Here is a 24,163-nt window from a genome sequence, read left to right as displayed (position 1 = left end):
TGGCGCGAGGGCATGCTGCCTACAATACCCATGGACACTTAATATCAGCGCGTACTTCAGAATAAACGCACTCGATTCTCTGGGTTAAATTCAAAAAATCTTAAATTGAGTAGGCGGCCTCGCTTAACCCTCGCTGCCTCAGTTCCCCCCGCATAAGCTGCGGCAGTAATCAACAAAAAACCCAGCTGCTTGCGCAGCTGGGTCTTTTGTGAATGACCGAAAAACGATCAGAACACGCGCTTCAGGCGGATACCAGCCTGCCAGACATTGGCCTTGTCGTCGCGGAAGCCGGTGACTTCCTCGCCATCCAGGATCGGAGTACCGTTCTGCTGCTCGACACGGGTGTAAGAGACTTCGCCCGCAATCGTCAGGCCCTTCACGATCGTGTAGGTCAGGTTACCTGCGATCGTGAATTCCTTGATGCCGTAGTCGGAGACAGCACCAGCGTCCGTGGCCAGGAAGCGGTCATACTTGGTATCGATGTAGCTGCCGACCAAGTTCGCATTGAGAACCGGCGTGATGTTGCCGCCGAGTTCCGCCACGATCGACCAGCCCTTGCCGCTGGAGAAGCGACCGGAGGTGTTGAGGAAGCGATCGCGCGAGCCCAGGATGCTGTTGCCGGCGCCGAGATAATCGGTAGCGCCGTTGGCATACTGACCTTCCACGACGAAGTGGCCACCGTCGATGAAGGGCAGCTTGATCAAGCCAGTGGCGCCGACGGCGTAACCGAGCTTGTTGGTGTGACGGACAGTGACCAGATCATCCACATCACCGTCATCATCCGCGTCGACAAGGAAGTCTTCGCCGGAACGCGCCTGATGAAGAGCACCCTGCACCGCGATTGCGCCCCAGGACTGATCCCAGCGCAGCTGAGCGACAACGTCAGGATATTGCTGGCCGCCCGAGGTATAACCAACCAAGTTGCCGTCGATCGTGCGGAAGTTGCTCGAGTCAGCGCGATGGTCACGGCCATCTTCGATCGACAGGGTAGCCTGGAAGCCACCACCGAACTGGGCGGTGTAGGCGATCAGGTTGACGGTGTTGCTCTCGGCGTAATAGGGCGCCCAGATGGTATCGCCGTAGTCGTTGTCGTAGAAGCCGAAGAACGAATGGGCATAACCAGCCGTCAGGCCACCAAACTGGATGAAGGCCTTGTCGATCGAGAAGGTGTTGCCGTTATAGGCGTTGCTGCGGCCACCAGAGCTGATCGGATGCGAGTCAGCATTGATCTGGAAGTAAGAGCGCAGCAGACCCCATTCAGTCTCGGTGCGGGCATCGAACCAGACGCGAGCCTGGGTGTTGAAGGCCGAACGGTTGTCGTTGCGATCGAAGCTGCGAGCAGCACCAAATGCAGCGGGACGATCACCACCGAAGACGCGGTAGTCGGCGCGGATTTCGCCGCCGATCTTGAGGCAGGTGTCGCTGCCCGGAATGTAGAAGAAGCCGGGACCGAAAGCCGAGCAGACCTTCACATATTCAACAGCTTCGCCCTTGGTCATGGGCAGATCGGCAGCCTGGGCAGTGCCGATGGCGGCAATACCAGCAGCGGCGCCGAGGAGAAGGGACTTCATCGTCATTAGATGACCTCCAAGACAGTTATTATTTGATCGAAAGCGCCGCTTGGTGCTCCGATCGACTCGCGAGACCCCGATCACACGTTAAACTTGCAATCCGGACACGACCCATCGAGTGAATCGTTGTCATGACATTGCTTCACTGCCTCTGGTTGTACAATAGCGATTACACCCAACAACCTAGGGTCGTAACATTTTGGCAAAGCTGTGTAGCAAAAAGGACACACGCAGCATTTTCGCCACAATTGGGCACGATTTCAGCGAAAATCCGGGCTTTCCCGGCTGTCTTCACGCTCGGACGACACAATTTCAATGCAAGAGGCCAGGGTCGACAGCCGGTTGTTCGCCGGTGGCGCTTCCGGAAGTTCGAGGGCAGCAAAATCGCTTTGCACCTGTTCGGACCGGCAATTCCGATCGATTTTCTCCCTTCCGGAGACATCGACATGGAATCATCGCCGTCGAATTGCCTACCTTCGCACGATGGCTTGAGGCGTGATTCAGGCGCAGTTCGCTCGAAGGAATTGGCCACAACGAACACCCCATTCGCTGAACGGGTCAGTTTTGGGACTGGGGTCGCCCGTGCCGCTCAGGTGCACGCTATGCCAGGGCCTGTTGCCCATTGGCATTGGCGGTGAAGATTGGAATGGGCACACCGGCCTGGCGTGATCGCAAAGTGGCACTCGGCTCACATTGCAAGACCGGCGACGGGACCTACGACATCATCGTCCCGAATAGACATAGACAATAGGCAGTATCGCCCGGCACCTCCGACGGTCACCCGTGTCTGAGGTGCCGCAGCGGGATCGTGCCTACACCCGTAACTATGACAAGGAGCACATGGAACTGATATTATGCCGGTCATTGCAAGAGCGGATTGATTGATCCTGCATACCCGCAAGGTCATCCAAATGCTTCGCTCAAAAAAGAAAGGCCCAGCTTTCGCCGGGCCTTTCCTCGAATATTTGAACTGAATGATCAGAACTGGCGCGTAATGCGCATGCCTGCCAGCCAGTTGTTATAGCTGTCACGACCCGGCAGGGTATCAATCGCACCGTGATCAACCTTACCGTGTGTATAGCCAACTTCACCGGCGACCTTCAGACCCTTAACGACCGTGTAGGTCAGGTTGCCGCTAATGGTGAACTCCTTGATGCCATAGTCACCCAGATCGGAGAACCTGTCGAACGTGGTGTCGATATAGCTACCGACCAGAACGGCCTGCAACTGCGGCGTGATGTGTCCGCCCAATTCACCCGTGATCGACCAGCCCTTACCGGCATCGACTCGGCCCGCGGCGTTCACGAAGCGATCAGACTGGGCCACGAAGGTGTTGCCAGCGCCGAGATAGTCAAGGGCACCATCAGCATACTGGCCTTCCACAACGAACCAGCCATCGATCGCGGGGATCTTGATCAAGCCGGTGGCACCGACGGCGTAGCCATACTTGTTGCTGCGGCGAACGACAACGTTCGTATCGGCAATACCATCATCATTCGTGTCGATGCTGTAGTCGGTCCCCGAACGAGACTGATGACCTGCTGCCTGAACAGCGAGCGATCCCCAAGACTGATCCCAGCGCAGCTGGGCGACCACGTCAGGAACCTGCTGGCCACCTTCACGGTAGCCGTAAAGAACAGCTGGATTTCCAACCGGGACAGGATCGCGAGTTCCCTCGACGCGATGGTCACGACCGTCTTCGATCGACAGCGTGGCGCTGAAGCCGCCGCCGAACTGGGCGGTATAGGCGAGCAGGTTAACGGTCTTGGTCTGGGCGTAGTAGTTACCCTCAAGGGTATCGCCATATTCGTTGTCGTAGAAGCCGAAGAACGAATGCGCGTAACCAGCCGTCAAACCACCGAACTGGATAAAGGCCTTGTCGATGGTGAAATCGTTACGCCGGCCGTCACCACCGCCACGGCCCACTAGCCGGTTGGAGTCAGCATTGATCTGGAAGTAGGAACGCAGCAGACCCCAGTCGGTCTCGGTGCGGGCATCGAACCAGACGCGAGCCTGGGTGTCGAAAGCCGAACGGTTGTCGTTGCGATTGTAACCGGTACCGCCGAAAGCATAGTACTTGGCGCGGATTTCACCGCCGATCTTCAGGCAGGTGTCGGTGCCGGGGATATAGAAAAAGCCCGGGCCGAAGGCCGAGCAGACCTTCACATATTCTACGGCTTCGCCCTTGGTCATGGGCAGATCGGCGGCCTGGGCAGCGCCGATGGCGGCGATACCGGCGGCTGCGCCGAGAAGAACTGACTTCATCGTCATGAGATGACCTCCAAGACATTTTTACTCGGTCGGAAACTTGACCTCTCCGACCGGCTCGCGAGACCCCGGCCCCAACCTCTGGCGGCGGCCCGGAGACGACCCATTGCGTGAATCGTTGAAAGTGACAGTGCGGCAGGTGCCACCTTTCCACAACGCGAAAACGACCCGAGCCAAGGTATTCACATCGTTTTGCCCAAGACATGTCACCCAAAAGACACAACTTTTTCCGCAATTGAGAGTCTAGGCGCCGAAATATCAATTTAAGGTTGCAATCTTCTCATCCAATCAACCCGCGTTAGAAACGAAATCGCTCTTGAATTGGCCAAAATTAAACCAGATTTATTGCACGCATAAGTTTGGTTGCTATAATGAATAATATATATACTTAAAGTTATGAAAAATTCATTGCGCACCTTTTACGTGCATTTGATCGGGAAAAGCGCTGCTGAAGGATTGTAAGCATGGCCGGCAGGGCGCTGGATGCCCTTTGCCCATCCCGGCGCTCCACCTGGACGAATCGGCGGATCGACCGATGACGAACCCGCCTCGATAAAGAACTCAGAAAAACCAACCGACCTTCGACCCAGAACTCCGAGAGCATGGAGACCAAGCCAGTCGCGCTGCAGCGCCCATGACCGAGAATCGAACCAACGGCGAGAGCGTGTCTATTTGGGAGTTGAGCTAGACCTGGGGCAAAGCACGTCTGCGCAGGTCGAGCGTCTCGGCCAGATTGCCCCGATAGGAATGATGGCCATTGTGCCGGATGGTTGCCGTGGTATCGACCCAAAGCTCGCCGCCGCACGCGCGCCATCGATCGCAAAAGGCATAGTCCTCGCCGATCGCCTCGCCGTTCACCACCGGGATGTTGAACAACGGAAACAGGCGGAACGGCACATTATGATAGGAATAGCCTTGATCCCGACAACGGGCGACCATCGTCTCCAGCATGTCGCGGCGGCACAACATGGCACCGGCCCCGACGCGTATGGCGCGCGCAAAGCCGTTGCGCACCTCCAGCCGCCCCTGCCCCGTCAGCGCCTGCGGATCCTCGAACATGACGTTCCAGCGCGACGCGGCAGCGTGAAAATCTTCAAGGTCGCGGGCGAAAACCCTGCTGGTCTTCTCATTGTCGTAGCCCTTCGACACATAGGGCGCGGCCGTGAACGGCTTGTCGTGAAGTTGGCTGAACTGGAGCAAGCGTCCGATCGTCTTGGGCAATATCTCCATGTCCGAATCCAGACAAAGAAGATAGTCGCTGCGGCCTTCGAGAAAATAGCTGACGACCGCATTCCGCGCATGCTCCAGATGTGGAATGCCAGACTGCCCGAGAAAGTCGACCTCGACCTTCCGTTCCTTCAAGTCCAGGGCGATGCTGAGGAAAGAGCGCACGGCATCGATGTCGACAAAACGGTTTCCACAGACACAGGCGATAAGAATACTTGGCTTTTTCATCGCAACACCGTCTACAATATAACTCTAAATAACTTCGAAGTTTTGAACAATTCGACACCTCAACCAAAAGTTGAATTATATAAACTTCTCTATCTCCGACATCTAAACACAAAGAATCAAATATATTTACAAAGAGATAGCGAAATAAACTTCATCGTACAACGCTAAAACATTGATCTCACGCAGACATCACCTAATAGTGAAGCGGTAAATTGGCACCACCCCCGCGACCTTCTTACGAATGAAGAAAACGGCAAGAGCAGAACTATCGACTTGCTTGGAAGACGTCGAAAGCCCCCTGTCAGGGGCAGGCCTGCGGACGATCAAAGGCCTGCGGCAGCAACGCGCACCCGATTTTCGTTGATGGCGATATAGCCGTCGAGTTTGCCCGGCCGACTTGCCACCAGGCCGTCCTGAGCATAGCCCCAGAACAGGTCACGCACAGCCGCCGCCAGACGCATGGCCATGAAGCCCTGCATCTCTTCTGCCGTCGGCGGACGCCCTAGCCAATCGGCAAGGCAGATAGGAGCCATCCCGCCATCCAGGCCGGCATTGTTGAAGAAGCTGGCGAGATCGACCAGGGACTGGCCCTGCCCGGCATATTCCCAATCGACCAGCCAAAGGCGCTGGCCATCGTCGATGATGTTATCGCCATGGACATCGTTATGGGCAAAGCCGGCAGGCAGGCCGGCAAGCTGCGCCGCCAGCTTGTCGAGCAACGGCCGGTAGCGATCGATGACTTGCTGCCAACGATTGGGTTCGGCAGACAGCCTGCGGAGGTAACCATCCAGGATGGCGAGCGGGTACCTATCGCGTAAGGGCCCCCGATAGTGCTCCGGCAAGGTGCGTCGAATCCTGTTCAGCAACGCCAGAACTTGTCGGAGCTTTCCCCGGTCGCGGAGATTCGCACTGTCGAGCATGCGCCCTTCGATATGGCGCAGGATCATCAGCCCGGGTTCCGCCCAGACCAGATCGGGTCCGAGCCCGCATGCCGCCGCGGCGCGCGTGGCAGCTTGCTCGGCAGCGCGATCGATATCGTGCGCCGGATTGTCGCCGGCAATGCGAGCCACGAAGCGACCGTGCCGTGCAGTAACCAAAAGATTTCGATTGGTCAGCCCCCCCGCAATCGGCTCGACAACGATGGCACCGTCCCACAAGGGCAAGGCTGCGAGGCGGTCGTAATGATCGGGCTTGCTCGGCATGACAGTTTCAAACATAGCGCCTCGGGATCGGCTATCCCGACACGCCAAAGGCAAAGCGCATGCGAATGACGCGCTTTGCTGCACGATTGCCAGCGCTTCGTCGCTAAGGCGGGAAGTTGTCGCCGCCCCGGCCGAGCACCATCAGATCAGGCTAGATAGCCCCTTCCAGCGTCTTGCGATAGAGTTTGAGGGCACCGGCCTTGGTGAGCGTGACGGGATTGCCGCCGGCGGTCGGATCCTTCGGAGCCATCTTCGACATCAGGTCGAATTTCTGGTCGTCGACCTTGAGGCCGGCGAGGGTATGCGGCACGCCGAGTTCCTCGCGCAGCGCCAGCGTCCAGTCGAGGAAGGCCGAATAGCGCGGCTTCAGCCCGATATAGGCGGCGAGGCGCTCGATCTTCTCCTTCACCGCCTTTTTGTTGAAGGCGATGACATAGGGCATGAACACCGCATTGGTCAGGCCGTGATGGGTGTCGTAAAGCGCGCCAACCGGATGGGAGAGAGCGTGGATGGCCCCGAGCCCCTTCTGGAAAGCGGTGGCGCCGATCGCCGCCGCCGACATCATGTGGGCACGGGCTTCGAGATCCGTGCCGTCCTTATAGGCACGCGGGAGGAACTCCTTGACCAGGCGCACGCCCTCCACCGCCATGCCCTCGGCCATCGGATGATAGAAGGGCGAGCAATAGGCTTCCAGGCAATGGGCCAGCGCATCGAGACCCGTACCGGCGGTGATGTGCTTGGGCATGCCCACCGTGAGCTCGGGATCGCAGATCACCACCTTGGGCATCATCAGGGGGTGGAAGATCACCTTCTTCGTGTGGGTCTTCTCCTGGGTGATCACCCCTGCCCGGCCGACTTCCGAACCGGTGCCGGCCGTGGTCGGCACGGCGACGATCGGCACGATGCCGCTGGGATCGGCCCGGGTCCACCAGTCGCCGATATCCTCGAAGTCCCACATCGGCCGCTTCTGGCCGGCCATGAAGGCGATGACCTTGCCGGCATCGAGACCGGAGCCCCCACCGAAGGCGACGACGCCGTCATGCCCGCCCTTGCGCAGCACTTCCAGGCCCGCATAGACGTTCGATTCGACCGGGTTCGGCTTCACGTCCGAAAAGATGGCGGCATGCAGCCCGGCCGCCCTCAGACTCTCCAGCGCGTCCTTGGTCATCTTCTGGGTGGCGAGGAAGGGATCGGTCACCAGCAGCGGCGCGGTGATGCCGGCGCTCTTGCAGGCTTCCGCCAGTTCCGAGATGCGGCCGGCGCCGAAACGGATGGCGGTGGGGTAGCTCCAATTGGCGCGGGGAGACGTGGTGGTCATGGGCAGGGTCCAGAAAATGGGGCGGGTCTTCAGAGCCGCCATTGGCGAGATGAAGGCGGGTCCGAAGACCCGCCCCCCGATCACAGGTTGCGCAAGTGATAGCTCTTGGGTTGGGTCAGCGAGTCGTAGCCGAGCCGCGACAGGCCTGTGCCGCGGCCGGTATCCTTCACGCCGGTCCAGGTCAGGCCGGGGTCGAGATAATCGCAACGGTTCATGAAGATGGTGCCCGTCTCGATCTCGCCGCCGATGCGCTCGGCCGCATCGATATCCTGGGTCCAGATCGCCGCCGTGAGGCCATAGGGTGAGTTGTTCATCAGGGCGATTGCCTCTTCGTCCGACTTCACCTTCATGATGCCGACGACGGGGCCGAAACTCTCTTCCATCATCACCGACATCGAATGGTCGACATTGGTGAGGACCTGAGGGCCGAGGTAGGCCGTGCCGGCGACGTCGGCGGTAAATTTCGACGTGTCGATATGGGCCTTGGCGCCCTTGGCAAGGGCCTCGGCCGTCTGCTTGCGCACCCAGTCGGCGAAGCGGACATTGGCCATCGGGCCGAGCGTCGTCCCCTCCTCGAGCGGGTTGCCGAGCACATATTGGCTGGTGAGACTGGTGAAGCCGTCGACGAAGCGATCGTAATGGCTCTCATGCACATAGATGCGCTCGATGCCGCAGCAGCACTGGCCCGAATTGAAGAAGGCGCCATCCACCAGGTTTTCGATCGCATGTTCGACATTGGCGTCGGCCCGCACATAGGCTGGGTCCTTGCCGCCGAGTTCGAGTGCCAGCGTCATGAAAGTGCCGGCAGCAGCCTTCTCGATGGCCCGGCCGCCCGCGACGGAACCGGTGAAATTGGTATGGTCGACCAGCCCCTTGGCCAGGATATCGCTGGTCTGCTCATGGGTGAGCACGAGGTTCTGGAACACGCCCTTGGGCAGGCCAGCCGCATCCATCGCCTTCTGGAAGCGTTCGCCGACCAGGATGGTCTGCGCGGCATGCTTGAGGATCACCGCGTTGCCGGCGATCAGGGCCGGCGCCACCGTGTTGACCGCGGTCATGAACGGGTAGTTCCAGGGCGCCACCACGAAGACCAGGCCGAGCGGCTCGCGCTTGATCATGCGCTTGAAGCCGGGGCGGTCATCGTCGGGGATGGTGGGAGCCAGGCTGTCCTTGGCAATGCGCACCATGTAGCGCACGCGCTCCTCGAAGCCGCGGAATTCGCCGCCATAGCGTACCGGCCGGCCCATCTGCTGGGCGAGTTCGGGCACGACTTCCTGGTTCATCGCCAGCATGGCGTCGAGGAACTTCAGGACATAGGCGCTACGCTCCTCGATGGAGAGCCGGCGCCATTCCTTCTGGGCCTTGCGGGCCGCGGCCAGCGCCGCGTCGATCTCGGCGGCACTGGCGGCCGGGCGACGCACCAGCTCCTTGCCGTCGATGGGAGAGATACAGACGATGTCGGACATGATTGAGAACCTCGAAAATGCTGGTCATCCCGGACGCGATGCGGCGCGAAGAGCCGCTTCGCAGATCCGGGACCGCCAGCCGAATGAGACATAACTGACGGGCGGTCCCGGATCTGCATCGCATCATTTCATGCTGCAATGCGTCCGGGATGACCTGTCTTTGTGATCACATCTAGATGATTTCGAAATAGCGTTCCAGCTGCCAATCCGAAATCGTCCGGCGGAATTCACGCTCCTCCCATTCGCGGGTGGCGGCATAGTGTTCGACGAAGGCATCGCCGAACAAGGACCGCGCCGCCTTGGAAGCCTTGAGGCGCTGCGCCGCGTCCCAGAGCGAGCGCGGCAGCTGCCTCGCCTTCGGGAATTTCTTGTCATAGGCCGAGCCCTGCACCGGCGCGTCGGGCTCGATACGATTCTCGATGCCCCACAGGCCCGATCCGATCGCCGCCGCCAGCGCGATGTAGGGATTGATGTCGGCAGCGGCCACGCGATACTCGACCCGCTGGGACTTTTCGGAGCCGGGAATGACGCGCAGGGCGCAGGTGCGGTTCTCCACGCCCCAGCTTGCATCGGTCGGGGCCCAGAAGCCCGGGATCAGGCGGGTGTAGGAATTCACCGTGCAGGCGATCATCGCCAGCAATTCGGGCATCAGCGCCTGCTGGCCACCAACGAACCAGCGCATCTCGTCCGACATCGCATGCGGCTTGGAGGGATCGTAGAATGCCCCTTTGCCCGTCTTCAGATGCGAGAGCGAGGCGTGCAGATGCCCCGATTGGCCCGGCCAGTCATGCGACCACTTGGCCATGAAGGTCGCCATCCAGCCGCGCTTCTGCGCCAGGATCTTGGTATAGGTCTTGAACAGGGCGGCCTTGTCGGCCATGGCCAGGGCCTCATCGACCTTGAGCGCTGCCTCGAGCACACCGGGGCCGGTCTCGGTGTGCAGCCCCTCGATCTCCATGTCCATCTCCCGGCACATCTGCAGGAGATCCTGGTAGAAATCGGCATGCACGCCGGCGCGCAGCATGGAGTAGCCGAAAAAGCCAGGCGTGATGTTGTTCAGATTGCGGAAGCGCTTCTCGCGCACGCTGTGCGGGGTCTCGTCGAAGACGAAGAACTCGAACTCCGCGGCGGCCGAGACCTTGTAGCCCATGTCGGCGGCACGCTTGAGCACCCGGCGCAGCGTGCCGCGCGGACAATAGCTCTCGGCCTCACCCGCAAATTCGCCGATGAAGAGCGGCATGCCGTCTTCCAGCGGGATGACGCGCATGGTCTCGGGCAGGAAGCGGGCCTCGGCATCGCGATAGCCATTGTGCCAACCGGCGAATGAGGTGTTGTCATAGAGCTGGTCGTTGGAATCCCAGCCGAGCACCACGTTGCAGAAGCCGAAGCCCTTTTCGAGAGCACTCTCGAACTTCTCGCGAGCCATGTATTTGCCGCGGAAGACGCCGTCTATGTCGAAGACACCGACTTTCACATCGGAAAATCCGTGCTCGCGCACATAGGCGATCGCCTCGGCCGCATTGGTTGGTCTCGCTGGGTTCGCCATGATCCGCTAGTTCCGTCTCTCTAGATTATTCTTGGTGGATGGTTCGGTGCACTGGATTGGCCGGCCCCGGCTGCGACCAGGGCCGGCCGTCGTCGTGTTTAGGTGCTCTGGCCGACCGCCTTCTCGGCCTCGGCGATCTCGCTGGCGCGCCTGGCGATGTCACCGCCGATCGGCGGGCCCTTGAACCGGCGCGCCTCGATGCCGAACCACAACACCAGCAGCAACACCAGCAGGCCGATGGCATAGTTGATCAGGATATCGAAGGGCGGCTGGATGCCGGCATACATCAGGACGAGCACGCCGAGCACGGCGATCGCGCCGAGAGGTTTGGACCAGATGCCGAGGCGGAAGGGTCCGAACTCGGTCCAGGTCTTGCCCTCCGCCAACAGGCCGGCAGCGATCGGCATGGCATAGGAGACATAGAGGAACAGCGCGCAGCCCGCTGCAAGCGCCGCGAAGGCCGGCGAATAGAGCGTCGCGGCGACCGAGAGCACCGCTCCGAGCCAGATCGCCGCCACCGGGGTGCGCCAGGTCGGGCTCACGCCCTTCCAGATGCCGGAAGCCGGCAGGCCGCCGTCACGGGCAAAGGCATAGATCATGCGCGAGGTCGAGGTCAGGCCGGCCAGGGCACAAATGAAATTGGCCAGCACGATGCCGATGGCCAGGATGTCCTTGAGCAGGCCCGGCGCGGGCAGGTTGTTGAACAGGTTGAACCAGCCGGCGCCGCCGTCCTTGGCGGTCTGGGCCAGGTCCGGGCTGGCCAGCACGAAGGACACCGCCATCGCAAAGCCGAACACCAGCGACCAGAACACCGAATGGATCATGCCTCTGGGCACGGCCACGCGGGCATTCTGGGTTTCCTCGGAGGTGTGCGCCGAGGCATCGAAGCCGGTGATGGTGTAGAGCGGGTAGAGCAGGCCGACCAGGAAGGCGATGAAGGCAGGCCGTGCCTCGGGCACGTAATTGCCGCCCGGATCACCCGTATTGTTCACGAAGGTGGTGAGACGCGAAAAGTCCCAACCGGCGCCCCAACCCAGGAAAGTCAGGGTCAGCACCACGGCAATCACCAGGATGAGATAGCCCGAGAAGTCGGTCAGCAACGTGGTGAGCTTGATGCCGAAATGGTTGATCAAGGCCTGGGCCAGCGTGATCAGGCTAACCGCAACGACCTGCGCGGTATAGGCAGAACTGTTGATTGCCGTTGCCTGTTCGGCCGTCATGCCCGACGGCAGCGGGTCGGTGGTGACAGCGGTCCAAGCCGTTACGTCGACATGGAAGACACCCGAAAGCACCAGGTCCCTGAACAGCAGCCAGACGCCGACATTGACCGATGCGACCACGAAGATCAGACCGAGAAGGTTGATCCACGCCGTTGCCCAGCCCCAACCGCGACCGCCGAGAATCGAGGACCAGTGATAGAGGCCGCCCGCCGTGGGATAGGCCGAACCGATCTGCCCGAGACAGGCCGCGACAACAAGGGCGAAGACACCGCCGATGACCCAGCCGATCGTCGCCTCGAAGCCGGAGCCGGTCCCCATTGCCAGCGGAAACGAGGTGATGCCGCCCGCCAGGATGCAGATGATGGAAAAGGAAATCGCAAAATTCGAAAAGCCGCCCATGCGGCGCGCCAATTCCTGCGCGTACCCCATGGAATGGAGGACTTTGACGTCCTCGTCAGTCGATCCACTCATAGAAAGTCCCCCGACTTATGGTCCAGGATCGGTCGACATTGGACCGATAGCCATTGGACCGATGGATATTGCCTTTCACACTGCTGTCGTTTCCGGCCGGCGCTCCGGCTCTCTCATTTTGGCGAATCGTCCCCCGGCAGGCCGATCTGCTTCAAGATGGTAGCAAGTTTCATGCCCCATTCTTCCTGCTGTTTCGGCGTCGCCAGGAGATCGTTGCGGATTTCGATCATCACGCTGGGAAGGCCCTGGCTTTGGCCATGGCGATCGAGCGTGTGATAGACGCGATCCCCCGGGCTGTAGGGCTCGTTGACCCCGACCACGAGATCCGGGTCCTCGCGCAGAGCTGTAATCATCGGTGCCGACAGGCTCTCGTCGCGATCGAAGAGAATGCCGACATGCCAGGGGCGCTGGGTGCCGTTATAGACCGGCGTGAAGCTGTGAATACCGATGACGGCGGCCGGTCCGTCCAGCCGCTTGGCCACCACCGCGGCGGCAACGCCGGCATGGAAGGGTTCATAAACCTCATGCACCCGCCGCGCGCGCTCGACCTCGCTGAGATCCACATTGCCGGGAATGACCGTGTCCTCGCTCTTCAGGGCAATGGCATCGAAGACCGAAGGATCGCGGTTGCAGTCGATCACGAGACGACTGACGGCGCAGGAGACCAGCGGCGCATCGAGTTCGCGTGCCATCGCACGGGCAACGCCGAGGGCACCGGGATCCCAGGCGATATGGCGTTGCAGGTCGGCGTCGGACAGGCCGAGCTTGCCATAACGCGCAGGAACGAAGTTGGAGGCGTGCTCGCAGACGAGGACATAGGCTCCCCTACCCCGACCATTGTCCAGGATAGCGGTTTCGGGCTGGGTTTCCCCTTCCGATGTCCCTCCGGCGGCTCTCTCGGCGAGCGATTCTAACATTCATTACGTCCGAGCTTGTTTTTGTATTGAGTGTTATTTTGAGTACAGCCGTAGCCGACTTGTCAATTGTGAAAATTGTGTCCACCTTCCACTCTCGCTTTTCCAGAGGGAGTCGCCTGATGACCAAAAGCCCAGACGCGGCGGCCACGGCAAGCGATGAGACCTTGGCGACGACCATCCGCGGCAAGCTCGGCTCGCTGACCCCCACGGAGCGCCGCGCCGCCCATGTCCTCTTGTCGAACTATCCGTTCGCAGGCCTTGAAACCGTTGCGCAATTTGCCTCGCGCGCCGGCATCTCCGCGCCCTCGATCCTGCGTTTCATCGCGCGGCTCGGCTTCGGCGCCTATGCCGATTTCCAGCGTCATCTCAAGGACGAGCTCGAAGCGCAGTTGCAGTCGCCGCTGATGAAGCAGGCGCCGGAGCAGGCCAACGCATCTCCACTCTCCGCCTTCGCCGCCGCAGTGGTCGCCAACATCACCCACAGCTTCGAGGCGATGGCGCCGACCGAGTTCGATGCGATTCTCGCGATCATCACGGACACCAAGCGCCGGCTGCATGTCGTCGGCGGCCGCCTCACCGAGGCCGTCGCGCTCTATACCGTGCGCCATCTCAGGGTCATCCGTCCCGACGTCACGCTGGTGGAGGGACAGGCGGCGACCTGGCGCGATCAGGTCATCGATTTCGGCAAGCGCGACGTGCTGATCGTCTTCGATATCCGGCGCTACCAGGACGATGTCATCCTGCTGGCCCAGGAGGCCACCGAACGCGGCGCCACCATCATCCTGTTCACCGATCAGTGGCTGTCGCCGATCGCCCGTTTTGCCCGCCATGTCATTTCGGCGCGCACGGGGGTGCCGTCGAATTGGGACTCGAACGCGGCGATCCTGGCGATCATCGAGGCCCTGATGGCCGCCGCCACCAAGACGCTGTGGGACCTCTCCAAGGCTCGCATGGAAGCCCTGGAGATCCTGCGCAAGAACAGCCAGCGCCCGGTTTAGCCCTTGACCGCACCGGCCGTCAGCGAGCGTCCGATATAGCGATAGGCCAGCAGGCTGAGCAGCAAGGGCGGCAGCACGGAGAGGATCATTACCGCCGCCGCCGTGCCCCATTGCACCCCGCCGCCGCTCGCGGCGAAGAAGAACGAAGCCCCGACGGTGATCGGTACGGCGCTCTGCGTCGTCAGCATCAGGCCGAACAGGAATTCGTTCCAGGCATAGATGAAGGCGAGGATCAGCGAGGAGGCGATGGCCGGGGCGGTCAAGGGCAGCACCACCCGCCACAGCACATAGAAGGTGCTGGCACCATCGACCAGCGCGGCTTCCTCGATCTCGATCGGCAGGTCCCTGACGGCATTGGCGACCAGCACCAGCACCAAGGGCAAATTGACGAGACACAGGATCAGGGCGAGCCCGAAGCGGGTGTCGAGCAAGGCCAGGCGCTGATAGATCAGATAGATCGGGATGGAGAAGATGATCAGCGGAATGGCGCGCAGATTGGTCACGCCGGGCAGCAGCCAGCGCTGGCCGACGCCATGGCGAACGATGGCATAGGCTGCCGGAAAACTGAGCAGGATCGCGAACAGGGAGCCCAACGAGGCGGCAATCAGGCTGTTGACGAGATAGTGGGCAATGTCGAAGCGGTCGGAGATTTCGAAGACCTTGGCGAAATTCTCCAGCGTCGGCGCCTCGATCAGCAAGGACGGATTCTCGGCAATCTCCGCTTCGCTCTTGAGGGCCGCGACCAGGGTGGCGATCAGCGGAAAGTTCAGCGCGAAGGCCGCGAGAAGAAAGACGATCCAGCGCAGCAGGGTGAGAAACCGTGTCATGCGCGGCGCTCCGCCAGCTTCATCAATCCCGCCACCACGACGTAGGACATGATCAGCAGGATCAGGGATGCTGCCACGGCAACCCCGATATTGCTGCCACGGAAGAAGGCTTCGTAGATGTAGATGCTGATAGTGGTGGTGCTGCCGCCGGACCCGCTGCCGGTGAGGACATAGACATTGTCGAAGACCCGGAAGCTGTCGATGAAGCGGAAGAAGAAGGTGATGGCGATGGTCGGCGCCATATAGGGCAGATCGATCCAGCGCAGCCGTCGGAAATAGCCCGCACCGTCGATGGCCGCCGCCTCCCTGATCTCGATGGGGATTGCCTGATAGGCCGAATAGAGGATCAGCAGGGCAAAGGGCGTCCACTGCAGCACCTCGATGGTCACCAGCGTGGCGAAGGCATTGTCCGGGCTGAGGAAAGCCGGGCTGTCACCGGTGAACAACAGGAAATAATAGGGGATCACGCCGACGAATTCCTGCAGCACCAGGCGATACATCAGGCCGACCAGGGCCGGGGCCAACATCATCGGCAGCATCAGGACGGCCATCAGCCAGGGGCGCCTGGCCAATAACGGGCTGAGAAAGATGGCGAGGAACAGGCCGAGCAGGATCTGTGCAATCGAGGCGGCCACGGCGAACTTCAAGGAAAAGCCCATGGCCTTCCAGAACGCGCCGTCCTGGAGCACGGTGAGGAAATTGCCAAAGCCCTGCAGGCTCGGGCTGCGCAAGGTCTCGAAGGTCACTTTCGAGAGCGCATAGATGATGTCGATGCATAGCGGCAGCGCCACCAGAAAGATCAGGAATCCGGTGATCGGAGCGATGAGCAGATAGGGTGTCTTGCTCTTGGCGAGCGCCATCAGGCTGTCTCCGGCAGATGATAGCAAGTCTCGAGAATATCGACAAAAGCCCGCCACATAGGTGCACACCTCTATCACCAAGGTCGCACCGCCCCTCACCTTACCTCTCCCCGTAGAAACGGGGCGAGGGAGCGCAGGCGTCGCGATCGGTCCTCGAACCTTCCATCTCGCCCAGCGGTTGGGCGAGATAAGATCGCTGCACGATGGAACGCGCCATCGAAGTCCCCCCGCCCCGTTTCTACGGGGAGAGGTAAGGTGAGGGGCGGTGCGACCTTGGCGGCAGGAGGTGAGTATTTACCAGCGGCAGGACAATTGCCTATTTCTTCAGCAATTCCTGCATCTTGGCGGCTGTTTCCTTCAGTGCCGCATCAAGATCGGTCTGTCCGGCCCAATAGCCGGTGAAGTTCTTGGCCTGGGTCTCATAGACCTGCAGGGCGCCAGCCGAGGTGCCGCCCGTCATCACGAAACCATATTGGCCGGCGAAGTCGCCGATCTTGGCGAGATCCGGCCGTTTCGGCAGCGCGGCAGTGAGACTGTTGTCGAGTGCCGGCGAACCGCCCGCCTCGGCATAGATCTTCATCGCCTCGGCTCCCGCGAGCCAGTTCAGGAACTTGACGGCTCCCTCCTTATGGGTCGAAGCCTTGTTGAGGCCGAAGCCGAGGCCGTGAATATGGGTGGTGCGTCCCTCGGGTCCCTTGGGTGGAGCCAGCGTGTCGATCTTGCCCGCCACCACGGCATTCTTGGCCGGATTGTCGAGATCGGCCGCGGCAGCGTTCCATTGCAGCATGGTGGCGACCTGCCCGGCGCCGAAGGCGGCATTGGCCTCGGCATATTCGTAGGACAGCGAATCCTTGGGGCTGGCGCCGGCATCGTAGAGCTTCTTGTAGAGCTCCAGGCTGGTGCGGTAGGCGGGCGAGTCCACCGTGATCTTGCCTGTGGCGTCCTGCCAATCGGCGCCGTAGGAGCGCGCCATGGTCTGGAACACCATCATGTTGAACAGAAGGTTCTTCATCTGCAGCACGGTGCCGTAGCGCGTCGGGCTGGCCCGATTGATGCTCTTGGTGAAGAACAGGGCCGTGGCTGCATAGTCGTCCCAGGTCCACTCCTCCGGCTTCACCGGCTGCAGCGGCTTGCCGAGATAATTCTGGGCGATCTCGCCATAGGTCTTCTTCCAGCCGTCATCGGCCAGGAGCTTTTCCATCAAGTCCTTGCGCACATACATGAAATGCAAGGACAGGTCCGTCGGCACCCCATATTGCTTGCCGTCGAACTGCATGGTCTTCAGCACCTTCTCGCCGAAGACCTTGGCGCTGTCGGCGGGCAGGTCCACCGGCTGCATGAAGGGCGCATATTTGCCGAGCGAATAGGTGGCGACCAGGTTGAGATCGAATTCAGTCGAGCCGGCGGCGAGGTCCGCCTGCAGCTTGTCCCAGAACCCTTCGCGGTTGAAGAAGATCAGCTTGACCTTGTCAGCCTCGGCAAGGCCGGAGCGTTCGTTGTAGGCCTTGGTGGTCGCCCGCAGGGCCGTCTCCTCCGGCCCGCCCGGCCAGCCGAGGACGGTGACCTCGGCCAGGGCGCTGGTGCTGCCCGCCAGCACCAGCGCCAGACCGGCCAGCAGCGCCCTGCATCTGTTCCTTCGGCCTCGTTTCAGCTCAAACATGATCCACCTCCGGTGCGCTTTCTGCTTTTGGGTCGACGAGATCGGCCACGCCGATCAGTCCCGCTTCGGCGCCGAGCGCGGCAGCGCGGAATTCGGGACGGTATTGGGAAGGAAGCGCCGCGGCGTGGCTGTGCAGCCGGTCAAGGAAACCTTCGGCCAGGCCGAGGCCGCCGCCGATGATGAAGCAATCCGGATCGACCAGCATCTGCAGGGAGCGCGCAGCACGAACCAACGGGAGCACCGCGCCGTCGATCAGGGATTCGGCGCGAGCATCGCCGGCCCGCGCAGCCGCCAGCAGGGCCGGCGGGTCGGGCCACTGCCCGCTGCCGCCCGCCAATCGCGCCAGGGCAGAGCCGGCGGCGACATCCTCCAATCGCTGCTCGCCTGCCATGAGATCGGTCAGGATCTGGCCGACATGCCCGGCCAGGCCGTTGCGGCCGGTCAGCAGGCGCCCGCCCAGGACCAGGCCACCGCCGACGCCCGTCGATACCGTCATGAACACCATGTCGGCGCCCTGCCCGGCACCGAAGCGATATTCGCCCCAGGCAGCGGCCTGGGCATCGTTGACCGCGGTGACGGGCACGCCCAGGCGCTCAATGAGAACCTCCACGAGAGGATAACCATCCGGCACCGGCAGGATGGCCGGGTTCAGCGCCGACCAGCGGCCGCCTGCAATCCGACCGGTGACGGCGATGCCGGCCGCGGCATAGCGTCCGCGCCAATCGGCGATGCTCGCGACGACGGCATCGAGCCAGGTTTGCGGACCACTTTCGCGGGCGGTTTCGACACGGCGCTGCTCCAGCACCCTGTTACCGTCGACCAAGGCCGAGAGCGTCTTGGTGCCGCCGATGTCGATCGCAAGGACAGGCCGTCGCTGCATGGGCGTTCCTAAGAAGATGGGGCGGAGGGCGACTTGACCGCCTCGACGAACCAGCTCGTGATATGCTCGGGGCGCGTGATGGCGGACCCGACCACCACGGCATCGGCGCCGGCCTGACGCGCAGCCTGCACCTGGGCCAGCGTGCGATAGCGCCCCTCGGCGAAAATCGGCCTGCCGAGCGCCGCGGCCCGGCGCACGAGATCGATATCCGGCTCCTCCGGCACCGGCCCGCCGACATAGCCGGACAGGGTGGTGCCGATCACGGATGCCCCTGCTTCTACAGCCGCGGTGGCATCCGCTAAGCCGGCGCAATCGGCCATGGATTGACGTCCGGCGGCATGGATGGCGGCGATCATCGCCGGCACAGGGACGGGGCGCGAGCGCTGCGTGGCATCGAATGCGATGATGTCGGCACCGGCTTCCGCCAGGTCCGCGACGTCCGTCAGCAGAGGCGTGATGAACACGGGCGTGTTTGCCTCGGCCCGTTTGATCAGGCCGATGACCGGCAGCGACGTCGCTGCCCGCACGGCCCGGACATTGGCCAGCCCCTCGATGCGCAAGGCCGCGGCGCCACCTGCCACGGCGGCCAGTGCGAAGCCGACGACGATCTCGGTCCGGTCCATCGCGCCGCCGATCACCGGCTGGCAGGACACGATCAATCCGTCGAGCGCTCGTTCAACTGCGGATGCCACCCGATGCTCCTCGCTTGCTGATGAGGAAGCCTGACATCAATAGGACCAGAATGCAACCTGTTTAATACCAGTTTGGAAATCATTCACCCTTCAGCCGCGACGGGCCAGTTCGACCATGAAATCATAGGCATCGCCGCGATAGCGGCTGCGGGTCAGTTCGACCACCCGCCCGTTTTCAAGCGAGCAGCGACGCTCCATTTCGAGAATGGGCGCTCCCGTCTCGATCTCGAGCAGGCGCGCCTCGTGGGCGGTCGCCACATCGGCCCTGACCCGCTGGAGCGCGCGTACCGGCTGGCAGCCGCGCCGCTCGAGCGTCACATAGAGCGACCCCTCGATCAGATCCGGGTTCGGCAGGAACTCTGCCGGCAGGACCGAATATTCGATCGCTATCGGGACGCGATCCGCCAGCCGGAGCCGGTGCAGGCGGCACACCCCTGCCCCCGGCGAGAGCCCCAGGGCCATGGCTTCGGTCGTGTCGGCCACACCGACCTCGCGGCGCAGCCAGGTCGTGCCGGGCACGCGACCGCGCGCCTCCATATCTTCGGAGAAGCTGGTAAACACCGTCATCGGCTTTTCCAGGCGCAGCGCTACGCTGGTCCGCGCCCCGTGACGCTGAACCAGCAACCGCTCCTCGACCAGCCCCTTGATGGCATTACGCACGGTCACGCGCGACAGATCGAGGCGCTGGGCCAGTTCACGTTCGCCCGGGATCATGGCGCCCGCCGGAACGATTCCCTCCGAGATGGCGCTCCGCAGAGCTTCCTGGAGACGCCGATACAGGGCCGTAGGGCTTTCGGCTTCCAAGCGCCCCTTGCGCTGCAGATACTCGATCAGGCGCACCACTTCCGGGCTCTCCGTCGGTTCGGCAAGATCGGCGGTCTGGTCGGACGAGAAAGATGAAGGCATGCATACACCGGTATTTTCAGGCCAGGACACAGCGCGATATCGCGGAGCAGCCGTCGATTGCAAAGGCGCGCCACGGCGAAAAGAACGGGCAAGGCATCCTCGCTCAAGCCCGCCGCGCTCGCATGAACGCGATCGCAAGGGCGCGACTGCACTTCCGCAAACCGGTGCGCAGCGTCGCTCTTGCCCCGTTGGACCTGTCTAACACGCAATCTCGATCGACGCATCGGCGACAAGAAAAGGCCGGTCAGCACTGCTGACCGGCCTGCAAAACTCTGAAACCGCATCGAAGAACAGATTTCGTGCTCAAAAAGCGAGAATCTCGATAAGGGGATGTCCAGCCGTGAACGCGCTTTGCTTTAATAGGCCAGCGCCGGCGCAAGCCTCGGCGCCGCCTGTACGGCCGCCCGGCGCAAACCCCAGCGCAGCAGAGCACCGGCAGCGGCGAAGCTCGCCGGGTCATCGGCCACACCGCCGCCAGCGGTGGCCGCGTCCTCGAGCAGGGTCAGCCCGACGATGACCACGGCCCCGACAATGGCCACCGTCGCCTTACCCCAATGAATACCCGACGAGGGTTCCGGGGATGCCGGAGGCTTGCGATCGGTGTGCACAGGCTGAGGACGCCACACCCGCGTTGCATCGGGAACGGGACGATAGCTCGGCACCAGGACCGGCTCGGGCAGCGGCGGACGCAAATGCTGGTCCGGCTTCAGTTCGATCTCGACCTTGAACTCGCTGGCGACATAGACATAGTCGCGGATTCGCCCGGTCATGCGCGGATAGGTCAAGGTGGCCTTGAGCACCGGCTCGCCCGCGCTCGATATGCCGGCAGAGAACTGGGCACCCGGCGAATGCGCATTCGCGCGCAAGGTGAGCTGGCATTCATAGGTGACGCTGTTGGACTTGCGGTCCCAACTCAACTTGCCGCCGGATACCAGCTCGCCGAGCACGGTCGAGGTTTGCTGGCGCGCCTGCGACTCGAGCCCCTTATTGCTGTAGACGAGAAGCGGCACCTTGTCGGTCGGCTGCAGGAAGATCGCCCCCTTCAGCTTGACCTTGGCCGAGAAGCCATTGCCCTTGATCTCGATGATCGGCAGGTCGTCGAGCTGATAGCCGAAACCGAAATTGTTCGCGAGCGTCCTGGCCGCCGGGTTGCTGCCAGCATCGGGCTGAGTGCGCGTATGGGAATGGGACGGAGTCGTGCCGCCCCTTGTCGGAGTGGGGGCGGGCGTGGGTGAGCTGGGTGCGGGCGGATTGGCGGGTTGTGGCTTCGCCGTCGGAGCCGGGCCTGTCGACGTACCGCGCAGAACCACGCGACGATGCTGCTTCGGCAGGTAGATCACCGCTCCAGCTTTGATGAGATCGGGATTGACGATGCCGTGTCCGGTCTTGGCCACGATCGCCGGCTCATTGTTGTAGGCATAGATCTCCGGCCAGCGCACCGGATTGCCGTAGTAGCGGCCGGCGATTCCCCACAAGGTATCGCCTTGCTTGATCACATAACGCCCTGCCTGCACGATGCCTCTCCCGGAAAATGGTTTTCTGCCAATGGTTGGAATGTGCTGCGCCCGAGGCTAGGCTTGCTTCTTGACAGGAATATTATGGTTCCGGGTGAAAAATCTTGTCCTAGGTCATCGGCCCCTTACGAAAAGCGGACGTCAATCCAACCTGATCTGCACACTGGCCGTATGCCCCCTGGCGTCGATCACCGAGAGCCGCGCAAAGCCTTTGCCTGGCTTGTCCCAAACGGCCTCCCGGCGTTCTTCGCCGATCACGATCGGCAGGCCGTCGGCGAGCCAGGTGAAGGGCGGCGCGCCCCCCATCGCCTTGAGAGCCAGCGCGGCATCCGGCTCTCCCCCGGCAACCTCGACCCGTGCGCCATCGGGCGGGAAGGAAATCACCAGAGGGGCATCGCCCGAACCGGCGGCGGCAATTTCGGGTAAGGCGCCGGGACGGAAGCGCTGCAAGGCTGGCGGCAATTCCGAGGTCCGCGCAAACACCACGCCCGACGGCGGCGGCTTGAGCGGCACCCGCTTCTCACCGATGCGCTGGAATGCATCGAACAGGATGGGAGCGGCGGCCTTGCGCCCGACCAGATCCGAGACAGGGGCGCCATCGGGCCGCCCGACCCAGACGGCGACCGTGTTGGCACCGTCGAACCCGACCGCCCAGGCATCGCGATAGCCGTAGGACGTGCCGGTCTTGTAGGCGATCTTGCCGCCAACTGCGTTCTCCGGCGGCGGCGCGCCGATCAGGACATTGCCGACCTGCCAGGCCGCGGCCTTCTCGAACAGGCGATGGGGCTGCGCGCCGAGCGCGCGGTCCTGCGGCCGCCAGATCAGTGGCAGTGCCTCTCCGTCCCGAGCCAGCGCCAAATAGAGCGTGGCGAGGTCGGTGAGCTTGACGCCAGCTCCGCCAAGACCGACGGCCAGGCCCGGCACGGCGTCGGGCGGCAAGGACGGCTCGGCGCCGGCATTCTTCATACGGGCGATCAGCCGGTTCGGACCGATGGAATTGAGCAGCATCACCGCCGGCACGTTGAGCGACTGCTGCAAGGCACGGCGCATGGTGACGGTGCCCTGAAAGGCATCGTCGAAATTCTCGGGCTTGTAGACGCCGAAGCGCGCGGGACGATCATCCACCAGCGTCTCGGGATGGGCGAGGCCATCCTCGAAGGCAAGACCATAGATGAACGGCTTCAGGGTGGACCCGGGCGAACGCAAGGATTCGGCAAGATCCATCTGGCCCGCCCTCGCCTTGTCGAAATAGCCGACGCCGCCGACATGCGCCCTCACCTCGCCGCTGGCATTGTCGACGGCAACGATGGCAACCGAGACGCCGCCGCCCAAGGCGGTCGCCCGCTCGCGCGCCAGGTTCTCGAGCTGCTCCTGCAGGAAGCGTGCAATCGTGGTGGTCACCACCGGATTGGGCTCGCTTTTGCCGGCCTGGGCCTGAAGCAGCAGGTCCTGGCGCACCAGCCGTTCGGCGACATGGGCCGCCAGAATCGGAAAGGGCTTGCGCCCCTGCGGTGCCGCTTCCAGCGTGGCGGCCTCTGCCTGGTCGGGATGGAGCGCGCCCTTGCCGGCGAGAAGCCGCAAGACCCGATTGCGGGCTGCCTTGGCCGCGGCCGGAGCCCGGTCCGGGCGGCGCGATTCAGGGGCCTGCGGCAAGGCCACCAGCATCGCCGCCTCCGCTGTCGAAAGGCGCTTGGGCTCCTTGCCGAAATAGGCGAGCGAGGCCGCCCGTGTTCCTTCCAGATTGCCGCCATAGGGCGCCAAAGCCAGATAGAGGCCGAGGATCTGCTCCTTGCTCAGTCGGTTCTCGATCTGGACGGCGCGGATCATCTCCGCCGCCTTGTCGGCAAAAGTGCGATCGGGACGCGGCTCGAGCAGGCGGGCGACCTGCATGGTCAAGGTCGAGCCGCCGGAGACGATGCGCCCCCGGCTCACCATCTGCCAGGCGGCGCGGGCCATGGCCACCGGATCGATGCCGTGATGGGAATAGAAGCGCTTGTCTTCATAGGCGACCAGCATCGACAGGAAGCGCCGGTCGACCTCCTCCGGCTTTGCCGGCAGGCGCCAATAGCCGTCCGCCGTGGTGAAGGGTCGCAGCAGCTTGCCGTCGCGGTCCACCACCAGCGGAGAATAGGTCACGTTCTCGCCCAGGGGCACCGGCCCGAGGCGCCTGACAGCTTCCGACAGCGCAAAGCCGCCGGCGTTCACGGCGACAATGGCCGTGAACAGAAGCGCGCAAAGGATATGGACGCGCCGGGCGGTCATGGGCGCAGCGCTGGTTTCACCCTCCCCTGGAGGGGGAGGGTCGACGCAAAGCGTCGGGGTGGGGTGACAATGCCAGCTTCCCAGTGGAGAGCGACAGCGAACGATACAATGTGTTTCGAGGTGAGGATCA

General features: G+C 62.4%; 16 protein-coding genes and 1 pseudogene. 1 reads left to right on the top strand and 16 read right to left on the bottom strand.

Features of this window, described 5'->3' with window-relative positions; all coding sequences use genetic code 11:
• Positions 1 to 227: 227 nt before the first annotated feature.
• The 9 genes from ACTJKX_RS04405 to ACTJKX_RS04365 form a co-directional block, all read right to left on the bottom strand.
• Complete coding sequence (locus ACTJKX_RS04405) at positions 228 to 1,577, bottom strand: porin (RefSeq protein ID WP_440724476.1); 1,350 nt, start codon at positions 1,575 to 1,577, stop codon at positions 228 to 230.
• Positions 1,578 to 2,549: 972 nt separating this feature from the next.
• Positions 2,550 to 3,842 (bottom strand): porin, encoded by a 1,293-nt coding sequence (locus ACTJKX_RS04400; RefSeq protein WP_440724475.1) that lies wholly within the window; start codon positions 3,840 to 3,842, stop codon positions 2,550 to 2,552.
• A gap of 681 nt (positions 3,843 to 4,523) precedes the next feature.
• Complete coding sequence (locus ACTJKX_RS04395) at positions 4,524 to 5,294, bottom strand: hypothetical protein (protein WP_415086645.1); 771 nt, start codon at positions 5,292 to 5,294, stop codon at positions 4,524 to 4,526.
• Between the two features lie 323 nt (positions 5,295 to 5,617).
• Complete coding sequence (locus ACTJKX_RS04390; protein WP_440724474.1) at positions 5,618 to 6,580, bottom strand: phosphotransferase; 963 nt, start codon at positions 6,578 to 6,580, stop codon at positions 5,618 to 5,620.
• A gap of 67 nt (positions 6,581 to 6,647) precedes the next feature.
• A complete protein-coding gene (locus ACTJKX_RS04385) occupies positions 6,648 to 7,814 on the bottom strand; it encodes an iron-containing alcohol dehydrogenase (protein WP_367625725.1) in 1,167 nt (388 codons plus the stop codon).
• Between the two features lie 80 nt (positions 7,815 to 7,894).
• Positions 7,895 to 9,280 carry an aldehyde dehydrogenase family protein gene (locus tag ACTJKX_RS04380; RefSeq protein ID WP_440724473.1) on the bottom strand — a complete coding sequence of 462 codons (1,386 nt, stop codon included), beginning with the start codon at positions 9,278 to 9,280 and terminating at the stop codon, positions 7,895 to 7,897.
• A gap of 172 nt (positions 9,281 to 9,452) precedes the next feature.
• A complete protein-coding gene (locus tag ACTJKX_RS04375; RefSeq protein WP_311934417.1) occupies positions 9,453 to 10,826 on the bottom strand; it encodes a glutamine synthetase family protein in 1,374 nt (457 codons plus the stop codon).
• 98 nt (positions 10,827 to 10,924) lie between these two features.
• Complete coding sequence (locus tag ACTJKX_RS04370; protein ID WP_311934416.1) at positions 10,925 to 12,517, bottom strand: amino acid permease; 1,593 nt, start codon at positions 12,515 to 12,517, stop codon at positions 10,925 to 10,927.
• A gap of 113 nt (positions 12,518 to 12,630) precedes the next feature.
• Positions 12,631 to 13,434 carry an N-formylglutamate amidohydrolase gene (locus ACTJKX_RS04365; RefSeq protein ID WP_440724472.1) on the bottom strand — a complete coding sequence of 268 codons (804 nt, stop codon included), beginning with the start codon at positions 13,432 to 13,434 and terminating at the stop codon, positions 12,631 to 12,633.
• Positions 13,435 to 13,553: 119 nt separating this feature from the next.
• Between ACTJKX_RS04365 and ACTJKX_RS04360 the strand changes: the two genes are divergently transcribed.
• Positions 13,554 to 14,432, top strand: a complete 879-nt coding sequence (locus ACTJKX_RS04360) for a MurR/RpiR family transcriptional regulator (RefSeq protein ID WP_311934414.1) — start codon at positions 13,554 to 13,556, stop codon at positions 14,430 to 14,432.
• On the opposite strand, the gene ACTJKX_RS04355 is transcribed toward ACTJKX_RS04360, so the two are convergent.
• From ACTJKX_RS04355 to pbpC, 7 genes and pseudogenes are all read right to left on the bottom strand, one after another.
• Complete coding sequence (locus ACTJKX_RS04355; protein WP_394309716.1) at positions 14,429 to 15,259, bottom strand: carbohydrate ABC transporter permease; 831 nt, start codon at positions 15,257 to 15,259, stop codon at positions 14,429 to 14,431. The two genes, ACTJKX_RS04360 and ACTJKX_RS04355, sit on opposite strands and share 4 nt — an antisense overlap.
• Entirely contained in the window at positions 15,256 to 16,119 is an 864-nt protein-coding gene (locus ACTJKX_RS04350; RefSeq protein WP_440724471.1) for a carbohydrate ABC transporter permease, read from the bottom strand. Before ACTJKX_RS04350 ends, ACTJKX_RS04355 begins: the two co-directional genes overlap by 4 nt.
• Positions 16,120 to 16,435: 316 nt before the next feature.
• The gene (locus tag ACTJKX_RS04345; RefSeq protein WP_440724470.1) at positions 16,436 to 17,779 is read right to left on the bottom strand and encodes an extracellular solute-binding protein; all 1,344 of its coding nucleotides are present in this window, start codon (positions 17,777 to 17,779) and stop codon (positions 16,436 to 16,438) included.
• Positions 17,772 to 19,351 (bottom strand): annotated as a pseudogene (locus ACTJKX_RS04340) (putative N-acetylmannosamine-6-phosphate 2-epimerase). Before ACTJKX_RS04340 ends, ACTJKX_RS04345 begins: the two are co-directional and overlap by 8 nt.
• 90 nt (positions 19,352 to 19,441) lie before the next feature.
• A complete protein-coding gene (locus ACTJKX_RS04335; protein ID WP_394309722.1) occupies positions 19,442 to 20,257 on the bottom strand; it encodes a GntR family transcriptional regulator in 816 nt (271 codons plus the stop codon).
• A 356-nt stretch (positions 20,258 to 20,613) separates the two neighbouring features.
• Complete coding sequence (locus tag ACTJKX_RS04330; protein WP_394309724.1) at positions 20,614 to 21,771, bottom strand: LysM peptidoglycan-binding domain-containing protein; 1,158 nt, start codon at positions 21,769 to 21,771, stop codon at positions 20,614 to 20,616.
• Between the two features lie 141 nt (positions 21,772 to 21,912).
• The gene (pbpC, locus tag ACTJKX_RS04325; protein ID WP_440724469.1) at positions 21,913 to 24,033 is read right to left on the bottom strand and encodes a penicillin-binding protein 1C; all 2,121 of its coding nucleotides are present in this window, start codon (positions 24,031 to 24,033) and stop codon (positions 21,913 to 21,915) included.
• Positions 24,034 to 24,163 lie beyond the last annotated feature (130 nt).

Source organism: Labrys sp. 22185, from assembly GCF_052045555.1.
GTDB lineage: Bacteria > Pseudomonadota > Alphaproteobacteria > Rhizobiales > Labraceae > Labrys > Labrys neptuniae.
The sequence above is the reverse complement of the archived record's forward strand: the minus strand, read 5'-3'. Positions and strand labels throughout refer to the sequence as shown.

Excerpts from the sequence above, each read along its gene's own strand:
- ACTJKX_RS04375 (WP_311934417.1), bottom strand. The coding sequence starts at position 10,826 with ATGGCGAACCCAGCGAGACCAACCAATGCGGCCGAGGCGATCGCCTAT.
- ACTJKX_RS04370 (WP_311934416.1), bottom strand. The coding sequence starts at position 12,517 with ATGAGTGGATCGACTGACGAGGACGTCAAAGTCCTCCATTCCATGGGG.
- ACTJKX_RS04400 (WP_440724475.1), bottom strand. The coding sequence starts at position 3,842 with ATGACGATGAAGTCAGTTCTTCTCGGCGCAGCCGCCGGTATCGCCGCC.
- ACTJKX_RS04350 (WP_440724471.1), bottom strand. The coding sequence starts at position 16,119 with ATGGCGCTCGCCAAGAGCAAGACACCCTATCTGCTCATCGCTCCGATC.
- ACTJKX_RS04355 (WP_394309716.1), bottom strand. The coding sequence starts at position 15,259 with ATGACACGGTTTCTCACCCTGCTGCGCTGGATCGTCTTTCTTCTCGCG.
- ACTJKX_RS04335 (WP_394309722.1), bottom strand. The coding sequence starts at position 20,257 with ATGCCTTCATCTTTCTCGTCCGACCAGACCGCCGATCTTGCCGAACCG.
- ACTJKX_RS04405 (WP_440724476.1), bottom strand. The coding sequence starts at position 1,577 with ATGACGATGAAGTCCCTTCTCCTCGGCGCCGCTGCTGGTATTGCCGCC.
- ACTJKX_RS04360 (WP_311934414.1), top strand. The coding sequence starts at position 13,554 with ATGACCAAAAGCCCAGACGCGGCGGCCACGGCAAGCGATGAGACCTTG.
- ACTJKX_RS04395 (WP_415086645.1), bottom strand. The coding sequence starts at position 5,294 with ATGAAAAAGCCAAGTATTCTTATCGCCTGTGTCTGTGGAAACCGTTTT.
- ACTJKX_RS04365 (WP_440724472.1), bottom strand. The coding sequence starts at position 13,434 with ATGTTAGAATCGCTCGCCGAGAGAGCCGCCGGAGGGACATCGGAAGGG.
- ACTJKX_RS04380 (WP_440724473.1), bottom strand. The coding sequence starts at position 9,280 with ATGTCCGACATCGTCTGTATCTCTCCCATCGACGGCAAGGAGCTGGTG.
- ACTJKX_RS04345 (WP_440724470.1), bottom strand. The coding sequence starts at position 17,779 with ATGTTTGAGCTGAAACGAGGCCGAAGGAACAGATGCAGGGCGCTGCTG.
- pbpC (WP_440724469.1), bottom strand. The coding sequence starts at position 24,033 with ATGACCGCCCGGCGCGTCCATATCCTTTGCGCGCTTCTGTTCACGGCC.
- ACTJKX_RS04385 (WP_367625725.1), bottom strand. The coding sequence starts at position 7,814 with ATGACCACCACGTCTCCCCGCGCCAATTGGAGCTACCCCACCGCCATC.